Source organism: Streptomyces sp. NPDC005899, from assembly GCF_040629645.1.
Lineage (GTDB): Bacteria > Actinomycetota > Actinomycetes > Streptomycetales > Streptomycetaceae > Streptomyces.
The window spans coordinates 15,800-32,015 of record NZ_JBEXWB010000012.1; the positions used below are offsets into that span (position 1 = coordinate 15,800).

Consider the following 16,216-nt stretch of genomic DNA (forward strand, 5'->3'; position numbering starts at 1 on the left):
ACCAGCGAGGCCGACTCTTCTGTGGATGAATCCACATCTGTGGACAACTCGATAGCCCGTACGGGCCTTCGGTCCCGCGGCGAGGTCGCCGTACGGCCACGGCCAATAATTCCCTGGAGCAGAGAGCGACGTTTCACGTGAAACACGATGCCCCTGGAGGATGGCGCCAGGGTTTCGACACTCCGCAAAGGCCGCATATCACCACAGGGCTCTTCAGCCCACTCAGTTGCACATGGTCGATAAGCGAGCAGTAGGCGCTCCGCCCGTCAGGCTTCGGAGATCAACGACGTCGGCGGGTCCGCCCCACCCGCGCGGCCTTGGCCCGCTTGGCGGCAAACCTCACACCACCCGGGCTCTCCCCGACCACGACGCGCACCACGGTGGAGGCCGGCTCGACGAGTCCTTCGCCGACGCGCAGCACCTCCGCCTCCACCACGCCGAGCTTGCTCAGGGCCGCACGAGCGCCCTGGATCTCCTCCTCGGCCGTGCCCCCCTTGAGCGCCAGCATCTCGCCGTAAGGGCGCAGCAGGGGTACTCCCCATCCCGCGAGACGGTCCAGCGGAGCGACAGCGCGCGCTGTCACCACGTGCACCGGCTGCAAGCTGCCGAGGACCTCCTCGGCCCGGCCGCGGACGACGGTCACATGGTCCAGGCCGAGCAGCTCCACGACCTCCTGGAGGAAGTTCGTACGGCGCAACAGCGGCTCGAGCAGAGTGATCTTCAAATCGGGGCGCACCAGCGCGAGCGGAATGCCAGGCAGGCCGGCGCCCGAGCCCACGTCGCAGACCGTGACACCCTGGGGGACCACCTCGGACAGCACAGCGCAGTTCAGCAGGTGGCGCTCCCACAGGCGCGGCACCTCACGGGGCCCGATCAGCCCTCTCTTCACCCCCGCGTCCGCCAGCAGTTCCGCATACCTGACAGCCATGGGAAAGAACTCACCGAATACCGCTTGCGCCTCCTTGGGCGCCTGGGGGAGCTCTGCTGCCTCCGTCACGAGGACCGTCCTTCCGTACCGCGCTGGCGCACCGTGGGTGACTACCACAGGGCTGGCTGACTATCAGGGCTGACTTTTCAGGGCTGACAAAGATCGGCCCCGTCTGCGCGCAGACGGGGCCGACAGTACAAGGATCCGGTCAGGCGGGAAGAACGACGACGAAGCGCTGCGGCTCCTCGCCCTCGGACTCGCTGCGCAGACCCGCCGCCGCGACGGCGTCGTGCACGACCTTGCGCTCGAACGGCGTCATGGGCTCCAGCCGTACCGGCTCACCGGAGCTCTTGACCTCATCAGCGGCCTTGGCACCCAGCGCGGCGAGGACTTCGCGCTTCTTGGCACGGAATCCGCCGATGTCCAGCATCAGGCGGCTGCGGTCGCCGGTCTCCCGGTGCACGGCCAGGCGCGTGAGCTCCTGGAGTGCCTCGAGCACCTCGCCCTCGCGTCCCACCAGCTTCTGCAGATCACGCGCCGAGTCGCTGATGATCGAGACCGCGGCCCGGTCCGCCTCCACATCCATGTCGATGTCACCGTCGAGGTCGGCGATGTCGAGCAGACCTTCGAGGTAGTCCGCCGCGATCTCCCCCTCCTGCTCGAGGCGGGTCAGAGTGTCGCTGCCCTCGGCGGCCGTGGTGGTGGTGCCTTCCGTCACGGGATGGACTCCTTCTTACTTCTTGGACGGGTGCTTGGGCCGCTGCGGGCCCTTGCGCTGTCCGGACTTGGCTTGGCGTGAGGAACCGGACGCGGTGGGCTTGCCCGCCGGCTTCGGCTTGTCGTCCTGCGATGCGTCGCGCTTCTCCAGCGAGGTCTTGGGCTCCGCGCCGGTGGTCTCGGAGTCCTTCGCCGTGCCGGGATGCGTGGCAGCGGTCTGACGCTTGGCCTTCGTCTGGCGCTTGGGCTGCTGCCGCCTGGCCGCAGCACCGCCTTCGGCTTCGGCGACGGCCGTCTCGCTCTTCGTCACCGTGCCGTCCTCCTGGGCGGCGAGACCCAGCTTGGCCAGACCGGTGATGAACTTGCGCTCGATGTCGTTGCGGTCGGGGCCCTTGGCGACGATCCGCTTGACGGTGTTGCGCCTCGTCCGGCCCCGTACCTCGCCGTGCGCGGTCACGCTCTTCAGCAGACGGTTCAGGTACTGGTCCTGGGCCTTGCTGCCCGGCGTCGGGTTCTGGTTGATCACGTACATCTGCTGGCCCATGGTCCACACGTTCGTGGTCAGCCAGTAGACGAGGACACCGACGGGGAAGTTGATGCCCATGACGGCGAAGATCAGCGGAAAGATGTACATGAGCATCTTCTGCTGCTGCATGTACGGGGTCTTCACGGTCAGATCGACGTTCTTCGTCATCAGCTGGCGCTGGGTGAAGAACTGGGAGGCCGACATCATCACGATCATGATCGCGGTGACGACGCGGACATCGGTCAGCGAGGCGCCGAGCGCAGCGACCTTGTCCTGGCTGTCCATGAACTTCGCGGCCAGCGGAGCGCCGAAGATGTGCGCCTGACGTGCGCTGTCGAGCAGCGGCTGGTCGATGACGCCGATCGTCTTGCCCGAGGCGATGGCCGAGAGCACATGATAGAGGGCGAAGAAGAACGGGGACTGCGCCAGGATGGGAAGGCACGAGGAGAGCGGGTTGGTACCCGTCTCCTTGTACAGCTTCATCATCTCTTCGGACTGACGCTGCTTGTCGTTCTTGTAGCGCTCCTGGATCGCCTTCATCTTCGGCTGGAGCACCTGCATGTTCCGGGTCGACTTGATCTGCTTCACGAAAAGCGGGATCAGGCAGATCCGGATCAGGACCACCAGGGACACGATGGACAGGCCCCAGGCCCAGCCCGTGTCATCGCCGAAGATCGCTCCGTACAGCTTGTGGAACTGGACGATGACCCATGAGACAGGGGTGGTGATAAAGCTGAACAGACTGGCAATCGTGTCCACTAATCAGGCTCCTTGAGCATTGGGCGAGGTCTCTGTGGCCGGGCTCGGGGGTACGGAGGCCGACCCCCCGGCAGGCACATCGGCGGCGGAGTCCCCGCCCTTGCCGCCACGCGCACGATCGCGCAGCAGTTCGTGCCAGCGCGGACGTCTGCGTGGCGGTACGTGATCCACGCCGCCCGGCGACCACGGATTGCACCGCAGGATGCGCCAGGCGGTCAGCGCGGTTCCCTTGATCGCACCGTGCCGGTCGATCGCCGTATATCCGTAGTGGGAACACGACGGGTAGTAGCGGCAGACGGGCCCGAGAAGCGGGCTGATCGTCCACTGGTACAGCTTGATGAGAGCCAGCAGCGGGTACTTCATCGCGCGCCCCCTCCCAGCAGCCGCTCCAGGGCGGCGTCCAGGTCTCGGGCCAGCTGTGCATGATCGGCGTCGCCCGATCCGGGCAGCGCTCGTACGACAACAAGGCTACCGGGGGGCAGCTCGGCGAGCCGCTCGCGGACCAGGTGACGCAGCCTTCGCTTCACCGCGGTGCGAACGACCGCCCCACCCACTGCTTTGCTGACAACGAAACCCGCACGCGGCGGGGGAGCACTCTCCCCTGTCGCGTGCGGGTCCGTAGCACCGCTGCGTAGGTGTACGACGAGAAGCGGGCGTCCGGCCCGACGCCCTCGCCGTACCGCGGTCGCGAAGTCCTCGCGCCGCCTCAGCCGATTCTCGGTAGGCAGCACGTCATGACCTGACCGCGATCAGGCGGAAAGGTTGGCGCGACCCTTGCCACGGCGGTTCGCGAGAATCGCGCGGCCGGCACGGGTACGCATACGCAGCCGGAAGCCGTGGGTCTTGGCGCGACGACGGTTGTTCGGCTGGAAGGTGCGCTTGCTCACTCGGGGGCTCCAGAAATGATTCGTGTGTTGGCGGGACATCGCCTGGCTGTCACCGTGCGCCCACGAGGAACTCGCGTAAACGCCTTAGTGCACCGCTTCACAATCACAGATCGTGATCTTTGCCCATCGGAGGCAGGCGGCAGCAGCCATCGACAACTCGACCTGGCCACGGTACGCGCGGCCGCGCCGTCCGGTCAAACCAGCTCCGCGCCACCCCCTGCTGTACACAGCCTGTGGACAACGACTTGAACCGTGCGGGTCGGGCTGACTACCGTGGCTGAACTCCGGTTCCTTTCCTTCCCCCCTGCCGGGCCTCACCCGACCCGACCCATCCCGTCCCGAGAACCACACATTCGTGGGACATGCGAGAGAGCGTGCCTTGTGGCTGACGTACCTGCCGATCTTGCCGCAGTGTGGCCACGCGTGCTGGACCAACTCCTCGGGGAGGGTCAGCAGGGCATCGAGCCGAAGGACAGGCAGTGGATCGAGCGCTGCCAGCCGCTGGCCCTCGTCGCGGACACGGCCCTGCTGGCCGTCCCGAACGAGTGGGGCAAGCGGGTCCTGGAGGGGAGGCTGGCGCCGCTCATCAGCGAGGCGCTCACGCGTGAGTGCGGGCGCCCGATCCGGATCGCGATCACGGTCGACGACTCCGCGGGCGATCCCCCGGCCCCGCCCGGGCCCCCCATGCGCCCGTCGCACCAGGGCCAGCAGTCCCACCGCTACCAGGGTCCGCAGCGCGACGATCCCTCGCACGACGACGGGTACGACGGCTACGGCCACCGGCCGTCGGACGACGGCATGCCGACGGCGCGCCCGGCCTACCCCGACTACCAGCAGCAGCGGCCCGAGCCCGGAGCCTGGCCGAGGGCCCAGGAGGACCTCTGGCAGCCCCGGCACGGCGGGTACCAGGACCGCGATCCGTACGCGAACCCGCGCTCGCAGCAGCCCCAGCACGACTACCGGCCGCAGCCGCCCGAGCTCCAGGGCTACGAGCCGCAGCGCGACGGGCGGGACCGGCACGAGCGGCACGAGCGGCAGGAACAGCAGCCCCAGCACCGCCAGGGCGGCACCGGCCGGCCCGGGGGCGGCGGCCCCATGGGAACGAACTCCGCCCCTCCGCCGGGGACCACCGAGCCCCATGCCCGGCTCAATCCGAAGTACCTCTTCGACACCTTCGTCATCGGTGCTTCCAACCGCTTCGCGCACGCCGCGGCCGTCGCGGTCGCCGAGGCTCCGGCCAAGGCGTACAACCCCCTGTTCATCTACGGGGAGTCGGGGCTGGGCAAGACGCACCTGCTGCACGCCATCGGGCACTACGCCCGCAGCCTCTACCCGGGCACCCGGGTGCGGTACGTGAGCTCCGAGGAGTTCACCAACGAGTTCATCAACTCGATCCGCGACGGCAAGGGCGACACCTTCCGCAAGCGCTACCGCGACGTGGACATCCTCCTGGTCGACGACATCCAGTTCCTGGCGAGCAAGGAGTCGACGCAGGAGGAGTTCTTCCACACCTTCAACACGCTCCACAACGCCAACAAGCAGATCGTGCTCTCCTCGGACCGGCCGCCCAAGCAGCTGGTGACGCTGGAGGACCGGTTGCGCAACCGTTTCGAGTGGGGCCTCACCACCGACGTGCAGCCTCCCGAACTGGAGACGCGCATCGCCATCCTGCGCAAGAAGGCGGTACAGGAGCAGCTGAACGCCCCGCCGGAGGTACTGGAGTTCATCGCCTCGCGGATCTCGCGCAACATCCGCGAGCTGGAGGGCGCCCTCATCCGGGTGACCGCCTTCGCGAGCCTCAACAGGCAGCCGGTCGATCTGGGCCTGACCGAGATCGTGCTGAAGGACCTGATCCCGGGCGGGGAGGACACGGCCCCCGAGATCACCGCGCCGGCCATCATGGCGTCGACGGCGGACTACTTCGGGCTGACGGTGGAAGACCTCTGCGGCTCCTCACGCAGTCGTGTCCTGGTGACCGCGCGCCAGATCGCGATGTACCTCTGCCGCGAACTGACGGACCTGTCCCTTCCCAAGATCGGTGCGCAGTTCGGCGGCCGCGACCACACCACCGTGATGCACGCCGACCGGAAGATCCGTGCGCTGATGGCGGAACGGCGTTCCATCTACAACCAGGTCACCGAGCTGACCAACCGCATCAAGAACGGCTGACAGGCGTCGGCACACCGGTGTGCCGACGCCGCACCCGGCCCACACCGGCCGGCCGAGTACGCACCCGGCGCCCAGCGACGACCGAGAGGTCCTCGCTGGGCGCTTTTCGTCGCCCGAGCCCGGGGCGGACACCTCGCCGAAGCCCGAGCAGGGCCGGCTGCACGGGGGATGAGGGGCGGCCGGAGCCGCTCACATGGGGCTCGGAAGGCCGCTCGGAGGCTGTCGGAGCGGCAGCGCACACCTCTCCTCACCGTCGGCAGGTCCCCCCGGGCCCCGGGCGTTGTTCGAATACGCGCCGTGAGAGACGTGTTCTCCACAGATTGGGACTGATGAGGGCGTCCACAGCCTGGGGACTGAGAAGTTGTCCAGATTGCATCCACAGAGGCCGCTGCCGATACTCCATCAGGCCAGGTCACCCGGTTGGGGATTTGTGGTCAACGATGATCCACAGGCTGTGGACAGATTTTTCGTCCACAGGGGGCAGATGATGTTGTCCACCGGCTGCCCACAGGCAGTGCCGCGTTGTCCCCAGCTTCTCCACACCCCTGTCCACTGTTCGGCAACCCGACACCGCTTGTCACCGCCCAGAGTGAAAGGCGTCACATGAAGATGCTCGATTGGGCTGTGGGGAACGTGGGTAAAGCTGGGGACAGGCCTGGGGAGAAGTGACCCCCGCCTGTGCATCGGGTGTGCAGAACTTTCGAGTGTCCACAGAAGCACCCGGTTGTCCACTGGTTCCACCCACAGGGTCGGTGGACAAAAAACCGGTCTTGACCTGCGCATACGACGTTATCCACGGTTTCCACAGGGCCTACTACTACTACCACTCAGAGTTAGCCAGGAATCCGCTTCGAAGTGGGGCCTGTGCACAACTCGAGCCGTGAGCTCCGTCGGCCTCCGGTCGCGACTTGACCCCGAGCAGCAACGAGTGTCGGTGCCGTACGTCAGACTGGACCCCGGCGGCCTCCCCCAGCCCTAGGCAGGGAGACCCCGACCAGACGACGAAGGCCGGCAGGGCGAGCGAGCAAAAGCAGGAGGCGGTTCCGGTGAAGATCCGGGTGGAGCGCGATGTACTCGCGGAGGCGGTGGCCTGGGTGGCCCGCAGCCTCCCGGCCCGTCCGCCGGCGCCCGTTCTCGCGGGCCTTCTGCTGAAGGCCGAGGACGGCGCCCTCACCTTCTCCAGCTTCGACTACGAGGTCTCGGCCAGGGTCTCCGTCGACGCGGAGATCGAGGAGGACGGCACGGTGCTCGTCTCCGGCCGGCTGCTGGCCGACATCTGCCGCGCGCTGCCCAACCGGCCGGTGGAGATCTCCACCGACGGCGTGCGCGCCACCGTGGTCTGCGGCTCCTCACGGTTCACACTCCACACACTGCCTGTGGAGGAGTACCCGGCACTGCCCCAGATGCCGACCGCGACCGGCACCGTCCCCGGTGAGGTGTTCGCCTCCGCCGCGGCGCAGGTCGCCATCGCCGCCGGCCGTGACGACACACTGCCCGTGCTCACCGGCGTCCGCATCGAGATCGAGGGCGACACCGTCACCCTCGCCTCGACCGACCGCTACCGCTTCGCGGTCCGCGAGTTCCGGTGGAAGCCGGAGAACGCGGACGCCTCCGCCGTGGCCCTGGTGCCGGCCAAGACGCTCCTGGACACCGCCAAGGCGCTCACCAGCGGTGACACGGTCACCCTGGCGCTGTCCGGGTCGGGTGCCGGTGAGGGGCTCATCGGCTTCGAGGGCGCGGGCCGGCGTACGACCACGCGGCTGCTGGAGGGCGACCTCCCGAAGTACCGCACCCTCTTCCCCACCGAGTTCAACTCGGTCGCCGTCATCGAGACCGCGCCGTTCGTCGAGGCGGTGAAGCGCGTGGCCCTCGTCGCCGAGCGCAACACCCCGGTGCGGCTCAGCTTCGAGCAGGGCGTCCTGATCCTCGAGGCGGGGTCGAGCGACGACGCACAGGCTGTGGAGCGCGTCGACGCCGTGCTCGAGGGCGACCACATCTCGATCGCCTTCAACCCGACCTTCCTGCTGGACGGACTGAGCGCGATCGACTCCCCGGTCGCCCAGCTGTCCTTCACGACGTCGACCAAGCCGGCCCTCCTCAGCGGCCGCCCGGCCGTCGACGCGGAGGCGGACGACGCGTACAAGTACCTGATCATGCCGGTCCGCCTCTCCGGCTGACCCGGCGGCGTCCCACCCTCGTGGCATTTCCGGCGGGCGCGCTCAGCGCGGAGCGCGCCCGCCGCCCTGCCCCCGGCCCGGCGTAGGCTCGGAACCGGGTACGAATCGGCACAACGCTTAAGGAATCTCTGATGGAGCTCGGTCTCGTCGGACTCGGCAAGATGGGCGGCAACATGCGCGAGCGCATCCGCCGCGCAGGCCACACCGTCATCGGTTACGACCGCAACCCGGATGTCGCCGACGTCCACAGCCTCGAAGAGCTTGTGGGCAAGCTCAAGGGTCCGCGGGTCGTGTGGGTGATGGTCCCGGCCGGTGCCGCGACCCAGTCCACCATCGACGAGCTGGCCGATCTGCTCTCCCCGGGCGACGTCGTCGTGGACGGCGGGAACTCCCGCTGGACCGACGACGAGAAGCACGCCCTCGAGCTCGGCCTCAAGGACATCGGCTTCGTCGACTGCGGAGTCTCCGGCGGCGTCTGGGGCCTGGAGAACGGCTACGCCCTGATGTACGGCGGCACCGAGGAGAACGTCGCCAAGGTGCAGCCGATCTTCGACGCGCTCAAGCCCGAGGGCGACTTCGGTTCCGTCCACGCGGGCAAGGTCGGGGCCGGCCACTTCGCCAAGATGGTCCACAACGGCATCGAGTACGCCATGATGCAGGCCTACGCCGAGGGCTGGGAGCTGCTGGAGAAGGTCGACTCCGTCACGGACGTCCGTGAGGTCTTCCGCTCCTGGCAGGAGGGCACGGTCATCCGTTCCTGGCTGCTGGACCTCGCGGTCAACGCGCTGGACGACGACGAGCACCTCGACCAGCTCCGTGGCTTCGCCGCCGACTCCGGCGAGGGCCGGTGGACGGTCGAGGCCGCCATCGACAACGCGGTCCCGCTGCCGGCGATCACCGCCTCCCTCTTCGCGCGCTTCGCCTCCCGGCAGGACGACTCGCCCCAGATGAAGATGATCGCCGCGCTGCGCAACCAGTTCGGCGGGCACGCGGTCGAGAACAAGAAGTAGTACGCACTACAGCGGCACACAGCACGGCACGAAGTCGGGAAGGTCGGCGACCATGCACGTCACGCATCTCTCGCTGGCCGACTTCCGCTCGTACGCCCGGGTCGAGGTCCCTCTCGACCCGGGCGTCACCGTGTTCGTGGGAGCCAACGGCCAGGGCAAGACCAATCTCGTCGAGGCCGTCGGTTACCTGGCGACACTCGGCAGCCACCGGGTGTCGTCGGACGCCCCCCTGGTGCGGATGGGGGCCGAGCGCGCCGTCGTGCGGGCCGCGGTCACGCAGGGCGAACGCTCGCAGCTGATCGAGCTGGAGCTCAACCCCGGCCGCGCCAACCGGGCGCGGATCAACAGGTCCTCGCAGGTCAGGCCCCGGGACGTCCTGGGCATAGTGCGGACGGTGCTGTTCGCCCCGGAGGATCTTGCCCTCGTCAAGGGGGATCCGGGCGAGCGGCGGCGCTTCCTGGACGAGATGATCACCGCGCGCTCTCCCCGCATGGCCGGTGTCCGGTCCGACTACGAGCGGGTGCTGAAACAGCGCAACACCCTCCTGAAGTCCGCGGCGATGGCCCGCAGACACGGCGGCCGGTCGATGGACCTGTCCACGCTGGACGTGTGGGACCAGCACCTGGGCCGGGTGGGGGCGGAGCTGCTGGCGCAGCGCCTCGACCTCATCGCGACGCTGCAGCCGCTGGCCGACAAGGCCTACGCGGACGTCGCCCCCGGAGGCGGCCCGGTGACGCTCGACTACCGCAGTTCGGCCGGTGCCGAAGTCGAGCCGGCCCGGACCCGCGAGGAGCTGTACGAGCAGGTCATGGCCGCGCTCGCCGGGGCCCGCAAGCAGGAGATCGAGCGGGGGGTGACGCTCGTCGGCCCGCACCGCGACGACCTGGTGCTCGGCCTGCGGGGGATGCCGGCGAAGGGGTACGCGAGTCACGGCGAGTCCTGGTCGTACGCGCTGGCACTGCGGTTGGCCTCCTACGATCTGCTGCGCGGTGAGGGCAACGAGCCGGTGCTCGTGCTCGACGACGTGTTCGCCGAGCTGGACGCCCGCCGGCGTGAGCGGCTCGCCGAGCTGGTGGCGCCGGGTGAGCAGGTGCTGGTGACCGCCGCGGTGGACGACGACGTGCCGGGCATCCTGGCGGGGGCCAGGTACACGGTCGCCGCAGGCGCGGTGGAGCGGCTGTGAGCGGCGCGGAGGGCGACCGGGGAGGGCTGCCGGGGCCTGCCGGGCCCGGGGCGCCGCAGCCCGAGGTCTCGGGTGTCGATCTGGCCCGGGTGGCGCTGCGGGCGGCCAAGGAGCAGGCCCGTGCGCGTGGTGCGGCGGTGCAGCAGAGGAAGCAGGCCAGGCGCGGTGGCGGGCTGCGTTCGGGAGCCCGGTCCGACGGACGTGATCCGCTGCCCCTCGGGTCGGCGATCAACCGGCTGATCACCGAGCGCGGGTGGGAGACCCCTGCGGCCGTGGGCGGTGTGATGGGCCGCTGGCCGCAGATCGTGGGGGACGACCTGGCCAACCACTGTGTGCCCCTGCGCTACGACGAGGACCCGGAGCAGCGCGTTCTGACGGTGCAGTGCGACTCGACGGCGTGGGCGACGCAGCTGCGCCTGCTGGCGCCGCAGCTGGTGGCCCGGCTGAACGCGGACCTGGGCCAGGGCACCGTGCGGATGATCAAGGTGCTGGGTCCCGGGGGACCACAGCAGAGGTTCGGCCCCCTGCGGGCCCCCGGCAGCAAGGGCCCCGGGGACACCTACGGCTGAGGGCGGAGCGCGCCGCGCCTCGCCGCCTCCTGGCCGGGAGCCTCGGCCGACCGCTGCCGCGCCTTCCCGCCGGGAGTCACGGCCGGCCGCTGCCGCGCCTCCCTCCCGGGAGCCGCGGCCGGCTCCCCGGCAGCCTCCCGGTTCTCCGGCACGCGTTCCCTTCACGGGCGTTCCGGCCCGGAACCTCCTGCCGCCACTCGGCCTCGCTGTTCCTTTTGTCCCTGTAGGTCACGATGCGTTCCGGCCGGGTGCGATGAGGCGTCCCTCACCGTAGCCGGAGGTTGACAGGTCGAAGCGCTCAATGCCCGCGTGAGCCTCCCAGGGCCCCTTCCCGGATATGGGGAGTCGGCAGCCGCTCATTCAGGGCGGCACATGCGGACTCAGGTACCCGCAAACCCCCATTCATGTCAGCGCTACCGGTAGACTGATGGGAAATCCCGCCTCCGGGCGGGAGTCGTCGATACAAGCCGAACGACGCAGCCGCTCCCGCCTGTCCGGAGAACGGCCTGTGCTGTGCCAGAAAGGGCGCTTCGTGGCCGATTCCGGCAACCCCAACGAGAACATTCCCTCCACAGCCGGTGAGCACGGCGAGGTAACCGCCTCGTACGACGCCAGCGCGATCACGGTCCTCGAGGGCCTGGACGCGGTCCGCAAGCGACCTGGCATGTACATCGGTTCGACCGGTGAGCGCGGTCTCCACCACCTCGTGCAAGAGGTCGTGGACAACTCGGTCGACGAGGCCATGGCCGGGCACGCGGACACGATCGACGTCACGATCCTCGCCGACGGCGGGGTGCGTGTGATCGACAACGGCCGTGGCATCCCGGTCGGCATCGTGCCGTCGGAGGGCAAGCCGGCCGTCGAGGTAGTGCTGACGGTGCTGCACGCGGGCGGCAAGTTCGGCGGTGGCGGCTACGCCGTCTCCGGTGGTCTGCACGGCGTCGGCGTGTCCGTCGTCAACGCCCTGTCCACACGGGTGGCCGTGGAGGTCAGGACCGACGGCTACCGCTGGACCCAGGACTACAAGCTCGGTGTCCCGACGGCCCCGCTGGCCCGTCACGAGGCCACCGAGGAGACGGGGACGACCGTCACCTTCTGGGCCGACGGAGACGTCTTCGAGACCACCGACTACTCCTTCGAGACCCTCTCGCGCCGCTTCCAGGAGATGGCGTTCCTCAACAAGGGACTCACCCTCAAGCTCACCGACGAGCGGGCGGCCGCGAAGGCCACGGCGGGCGCGGACACCGCCGAGGTGGTCGACGTACCCGACGAGGAGCCGACCCGGACGGTCACGTACCACTACGAGAACGGCATCGTCGACTTCGTCAAGTACCTCAACTCCCGCAAGGGAGAGCTGATCCACCAGTCGGTGATCGACATCGAGGCCGAGGACAAGGAACGGCTCCTCTCGGTCGAGATCGCCATGCAGTGGAACACGCAGTACACCGAGGGTGTCTACTCCTTCGCCAACGCGATCCACACGCACGAGGGCGGTACGCACGAGGAGGGCTTCCGCGCGGCGCTGACCTCGCTGGTCAACCGCTACGCGCGGGACAAGAAGCTGCTGCGCGAGAAGGACGACAACCTCACGGGTGAGGACGTCCGCGAGGGCCTGACGGCGATCATCTCGGTCAAGCTCGGCGAGCCGCAGTTCGAGGGCCAGACGAAGACCAAGCTGGGCAACACCGAGGCGAAGACCTTCGTGCAGAAGGTCGTCCACGAGCAGCTGACGGACTGGTTCGACCGCAACCCCAACGAGGCCGCCGACATCATCCGCAAGGGCATCGCGGCGTCGACCGCCCGCGTGGCGGCCCGCAAGGCCCGTGACCTGACGCGGCGCAAGGGGCTCCTGGAGAGCGCCTCGCTGCCCGGCAAGCTGAGCGACTGCCAGTCCAACGACCCGACGAAGTGCGAGATCTTCATCGTCGAGGGTGACTCCGCCGGTGGTTCGGCGAAGTCCGGCCGCAATCCGATGTACCAGGCGATCCTGCCCATCCGGGGCAAGATCCTGAACGTCGAGAAGGCCCGGATCGACAAGATCCTCCAGAACACCGAGGTCCAGGCGCTCATCTCGGCCTTCGGCACCGGTGTCCACGAGGACTTCGACATCGAGAAGCTCCGCTACCACAAGATCATCCTGATGGCCGACGCCGACGTCGACGGCCAGCACATCAACACCCTGCTGCTGACGTTCCTGTTCCGGTTCATGCGGCCGCTGGTGGAGTCCGGGCACGTGTACCTCTCGCGTCCGCCGCTCTACAAGATCAAGTGGGGCCGCGACGACTTCGAGTACGCCTACTCCGACCGTGAGCGCGACGCACTCGTGCAGCTCGGCAAGCAGGGCGGGAAGCGGATCAAGGAGGACTCGATCCAGCGCTTCAAGGGTCTCGGCGAGATGAACGCCGAGGAGCTGCGCATCACCACGATGGACCAGGACCACCGTGTTCTCGGCCAGGTCACGCTGGACGACGCGGCACAGGCCGACGACCTGTTCTCGGTGCTGATGGGCGAGGACGTCGAGGCGCGGCGCTCGTTCATCCAGCGCAACGCCAAGGACGTCCGCTTCCTCGACATCTGAGTCGGTCGCACAAGCAAGCCGCAGCTCGAAAGGACTTTGACCAGAAATGGCCGACGAGAACACCCCTGTGATGCCCGACGAGGAGCCCGCCGTCCCGGGCGTGGGCATGCGTGTCGAGCCCGTGGGGCTCGAGACGGAGATGCAGCGCTCCTACCTCGACTACGCGATGTCCGTCATCGTCTCGCGTGCGCTGCCCGACGTGAGGGACGGTCTGAAGCCCGTCCACCGACGGGTGCTGTACGCGATGTACGACGGCGGCTACCGGCCCGAGAAGGGCTTCTACAAGTGCGCCCGCGTCGTCGGTGACGTCATGGGTACGTACCACCCGCACGGCGACTCGTCGATCTACGACGCGCTCGTGCGGCTCGCGCAGCACTGGTCGATGCGCATGCCGCTGGTGGACTCCAACGGCAACTTCGGTTCACCGGGCAACGACCCGGCCGCGGCGATGCGGTACACCGAGTGCAAGATGATGCCGCTGTCCATGGAGATGGTCCGGGACATCGACGAGGAGACCGTCGACTTCCAGGACAACTACGACGGCCGCAACCAGGAGCCGACGGTCCTGCCGGCGCGCTTCCCGAACCTGCTGGTCAACGGCTCGGCGGGCATCGCGGTCGGCATGGCGACGAACATCCCGCCGCACAACCTGCGCGAGGTCGCCGCCGGCGCGCAGTGGTACCTCGAGCACCCGGAGGCCTCGCACGAGGAACTCCTGGACGCCCTGATCGAGCGCATCAAGGGCCCGGACTTCCCGACGGGCGCCCTGGTCGTGGGCCGCAAGGGCATCGAGGAGGCGTACCGCACGGGCCGCGGCTCGATCACGATGCGCGCGGTCGTCGCGGTCGAGGAGATCCAGAACAGGCAGTGCCTGGTCGTCACGGAGCTCCCGTACCAGACCAACCCCGACAACCTCGCGCAGAAGATCGCCGACCTGGTGAAGGACGGCAAGATCGGCGGGATCGCCGACGTGCGGGACGAGACGTCCTCGCGCACCGGTCAGCGCCTGGTCGTCGTCCTCAAGCGCGACGCGGTCGCCAAGGTCGTGCTGAACAACCTGTACAAGCACACCGACCTGCAGACGAACTTCGGTGCGAACATGCTGGCGCTCGTCGACGGGGTGCCGCGCACCCTGTCGATCGACGCCTTCATCCGGCACTGGGTGACGCACCAGATCGAGGTCATCGTCCGGCGTACGCGGTTCAGGCTGCGCAAGGCCGAGGAGCGGGCGCACATCCTGCGCGGTCTGCTCAAGGCCCTGGACGCGATCGACGAGGTCATCGCCCTCATCCGTCGCAGCAACACGGTGGAGATCGCGCGTGAGGGCCTGATGGGCCTCCTGGAGATCGACGAGATCCAGGCCAACGCCATCCTGGAGATGCAGCTGCGCCGGCTCGCCGCGCTGGAGCACCAGAAGATCACGGCGGAGCACGACGAACTCCAGGCCAAGATCGACGAGTACAACGCGATCCTGGCCTCGCCGGAGCGCCAGCGGAAGATCGTGAGCGAGGAACTCGCCGCGATCGTCGACAAGTTCGGCGACGACCGCCGTTCCAAGCTGGTGCCCTTCGACGGCGACATGTCCATCGAGGACCTGATCGCCGAGGAGGACATCGTCGTCACGATCTCCCGCGGCGGCTATGTGAAGCGCACCAAGACGGACGACTACCGCTCGCAGAAGCGCGGCGGCAAGGGCGTGCGCGGCACGAAGCTCAGGGAAGACGACATCGTCGACCACTTCTTCGTGTCGACGACCCACCACTGGCTGCTGTTCTTCACGAACAAGGGCCGGGTCTACCGGGCCAAGGCGTACGAGCTGCCGGACGCCGGCCGGGACGCCCGCGGTCAGCACGTGGCGAACCTGCTGGCCTTCCAGCCGGACGAGCAGATCGCGCAGATCCTGGCGATCCGCGACTACGAGGCCGCGCCCTACCTGATCCTGGCCACGAAGGGCGGTCTGGTGAAGAAGACCGCGCTGAAGGACTACGACTCCCCCCGCTCCGGCGGCGTCATCGCGATCAACCTGCGGGAGACGCAGGACGGCGGCGACGACGAGCTGATCGGTGCCGAACTGGTCTCGGCCGACGACGACCTGCTGCTCATCAGCAGGAAGGCCCAGTCGATCAGGTTCACCGCGACGGACGACGCGCTGCGTCCGATGGGCCGGGCCACCTCGGGCGTGAAGGGCATGAGTTTCCGTGAGGGAGACGAACTGCTCTCGATGAATGTTGTACGGCCCGGCACGTTCGTGTTCACTGCCACCGACGGCGGATACGCCAAGCGGACCGCCGTCGACGAGTACCGCGTCCAGGGTCGTGGCGGTCTGGGTATCAAGGCCGCGAAGATCGTGGAGGACCGGGGATCACTCGTCGGTGCGCTGGTGGTGGAGGAAACGGACGAGATCCTCGCCATCACGCTCGGCGGTGGTGTGATCCGTACGCGAGTCAATGAAGTCAGGGAGACGGGCCGTGACACCATGGGCGTCCAACTGATCAATCTGGGCAAGCGCGATGCCGTCGTCGGTATCGCGCGCAACGCCGAGGCCGGTCGCGAGGCCGAAGAGGTCGACGGGACCGATGAAGCCGAAGGCGCCACGGTCGAGGCCCATGCCGAGAGCGTGGTCGAGGGCACAGTCGAGGGCACGGAGCCTTCGGCCGGGGAGCACGAGGAGTAGAGCGTGAGTGGAGCCACGGGCGCCGGTTCGGCCGCTTCC

General features: G+C 68.4%; 13 protein-coding genes. 7 read left to right on the forward strand and 6 right to left on the reverse strand.

The window, feature by feature from the left end; all coding sequences use genetic code 11:
- Window positions 1–280: 280 nt before the first annotated feature.
- The 6 genes from rsmG to rpmH form a co-directional block, all read right to left on the reverse strand.
- Window positions 281–997: a 16S rRNA (guanine(527)-N(7))-methyltransferase RsmG gene (rsmG, locus tag ABZ371_RS03125; protein WP_358672845.1), complete on the reverse strand. Its 717-nt coding sequence runs from the start codon at window positions 995–997 to the stop codon at window positions 281–283.
- Window positions 998–1,136: 139 nt separating this feature from the next.
- A complete protein-coding gene (locus ABZ371_RS03130) occupies window positions 1,137–1,646 on the reverse strand; it encodes a R3H domain-containing nucleic acid-binding protein (RefSeq protein WP_358672846.1) in 510 nt (169 codons plus the stop codon).
- A 15-nt stretch (window positions 1,647–1,661) separates the two neighbouring features.
- On the reverse strand, window positions 1,662–2,930 hold the full coding sequence (gene yidC, locus ABZ371_RS03135) for a membrane protein insertase YidC (RefSeq protein WP_358672847.1): 1,269 nt from the start codon (window positions 2,928–2,930) through the stop codon (window positions 1,662–1,664).
- Window positions 2,931–2,933: 3 nt separating this feature from the next.
- Window positions 2,934–3,293, reverse strand: coding sequence for a membrane protein insertion efficiency factor YidD (gene yidD / locus ABZ371_RS03140; RefSeq protein WP_358672848.1), 360 nt, complete (start codon window positions 3,291–3,293; stop codon window positions 2,934–2,936).
- Window positions 3,290–3,661, reverse strand: coding sequence for a ribonuclease P protein component (rnpA, locus tag ABZ371_RS03145; protein ID WP_358672849.1), 372 nt, complete (start codon window positions 3,659–3,661; stop codon window positions 3,290–3,292). Before rnpA ends, yidD begins: the two co-directional genes overlap by 4 nt.
- Window positions 3,662–3,679: 18 nt before the next feature.
- Window positions 3,680–3,817 carry a 50S ribosomal protein L34 gene (gene rpmH / locus ABZ371_RS03150; protein ID WP_014047156.1) on the reverse strand — a complete coding sequence of 46 codons (138 nt, stop codon included), beginning with the start codon at window positions 3,815–3,817 and terminating at the stop codon, window positions 3,680–3,682.
- A 381-nt stretch (window positions 3,818–4,198) separates the two neighbouring features.
- Here rpmH and dnaA point away from each other — a divergent pair, with 381 nt between their 5' ends.
- The 7 genes from dnaA to gyrA all read left to right on the forward strand — a co-directional run bounded on the left by dnaA (window position 4,199) and on the right by gyrA (window position 16,177).
- The gene (gene dnaA / locus ABZ371_RS03155; RefSeq protein WP_358672850.1) at window positions 4,199–5,986 is read left to right on the forward strand and encodes a chromosomal replication initiator protein DnaA; all 1,788 of its coding nucleotides are present in this window, start codon (window positions 4,199–4,201) and stop codon (window positions 5,984–5,986) included.
- A gap of 1,046 nt (window positions 5,987–7,032) precedes the next feature.
- Window positions 7,033–8,163, forward strand: a complete 1,131-nt coding sequence (gene dnaN, locus ABZ371_RS03160; protein ID WP_358672851.1) for a DNA polymerase III subunit beta — start codon at window positions 7,033–7,035, stop codon at window positions 8,161–8,163.
- A gap of 131 nt (window positions 8,164–8,294) precedes the next feature.
- Window positions 8,295–9,173 carry a phosphogluconate dehydrogenase (NAD(+)-dependent, decarboxylating) gene (gene gnd / locus ABZ371_RS03165; protein ID WP_358672852.1) on the forward strand — a complete coding sequence of 293 codons (879 nt, stop codon included), beginning with the start codon at window positions 8,295–8,297 and terminating at the stop codon, window positions 9,171–9,173.
- Between the two features lie 52 nt (window positions 9,174–9,225).
- Window positions 9,226–10,356: a DNA replication/repair protein RecF gene (gene recF / locus ABZ371_RS03170; protein WP_358672853.1), complete on the forward strand. Its 1,131-nt coding sequence runs from the start codon at window positions 9,226–9,228 to the stop codon at window positions 10,354–10,356.
- A gap of 26 nt (window positions 10,357–10,382) precedes the next feature.
- Window positions 10,383–10,925: a DciA family protein gene (locus ABZ371_RS03175; RefSeq protein WP_358672872.1), complete on the forward strand. Its 543-nt coding sequence runs from the start codon at window positions 10,383–10,385 to the stop codon at window positions 10,923–10,925.
- A gap of 508 nt (window positions 10,926–11,433) precedes the next feature.
- Window positions 11,434–13,503, forward strand: coding sequence for a DNA topoisomerase (ATP-hydrolyzing) subunit B (gene gyrB / locus ABZ371_RS03180; protein WP_358672854.1), 2,070 nt, complete (start codon window positions 11,434–11,436; stop codon window positions 13,501–13,503).
- Window positions 13,504–13,549: 46 nt separating this feature from the next.
- A complete protein-coding gene (gene gyrA, locus ABZ371_RS03185) occupies window positions 13,550–16,177 on the forward strand; it encodes a DNA gyrase subunit A (protein ID WP_358672855.1) in 2,628 nt (875 codons plus the stop codon).
- Window positions 16,178–16,216: the final 39 nt, after the last annotated feature.

Bases quoted from the DNA above. Each gene is read 5' to 3' on its own strand.
- recF (WP_358672853.1), top strand. From the start codon at position 9,226: ATGCACGTCACGCATCTCTCGCTGGCCGACTTCCGCTCGTACGCCCGG.
- yidD (WP_358672848.1), bottom strand. From the start codon at position 3,293: ATGAAGTACCCGCTGCTGGCTCTCATCAAGCTGTACCAGTGGACGATC.
- gyrA (WP_358672855.1), top strand. From the start codon at position 13,550: ATGGCCGACGAGAACACCCCTGTGATGCCCGACGAGGAGCCCGCCGTC.
- gnd (WP_358672852.1), top strand. From the start codon at position 8,295: ATGGAGCTCGGTCTCGTCGGACTCGGCAAGATGGGCGGCAACATGCGC.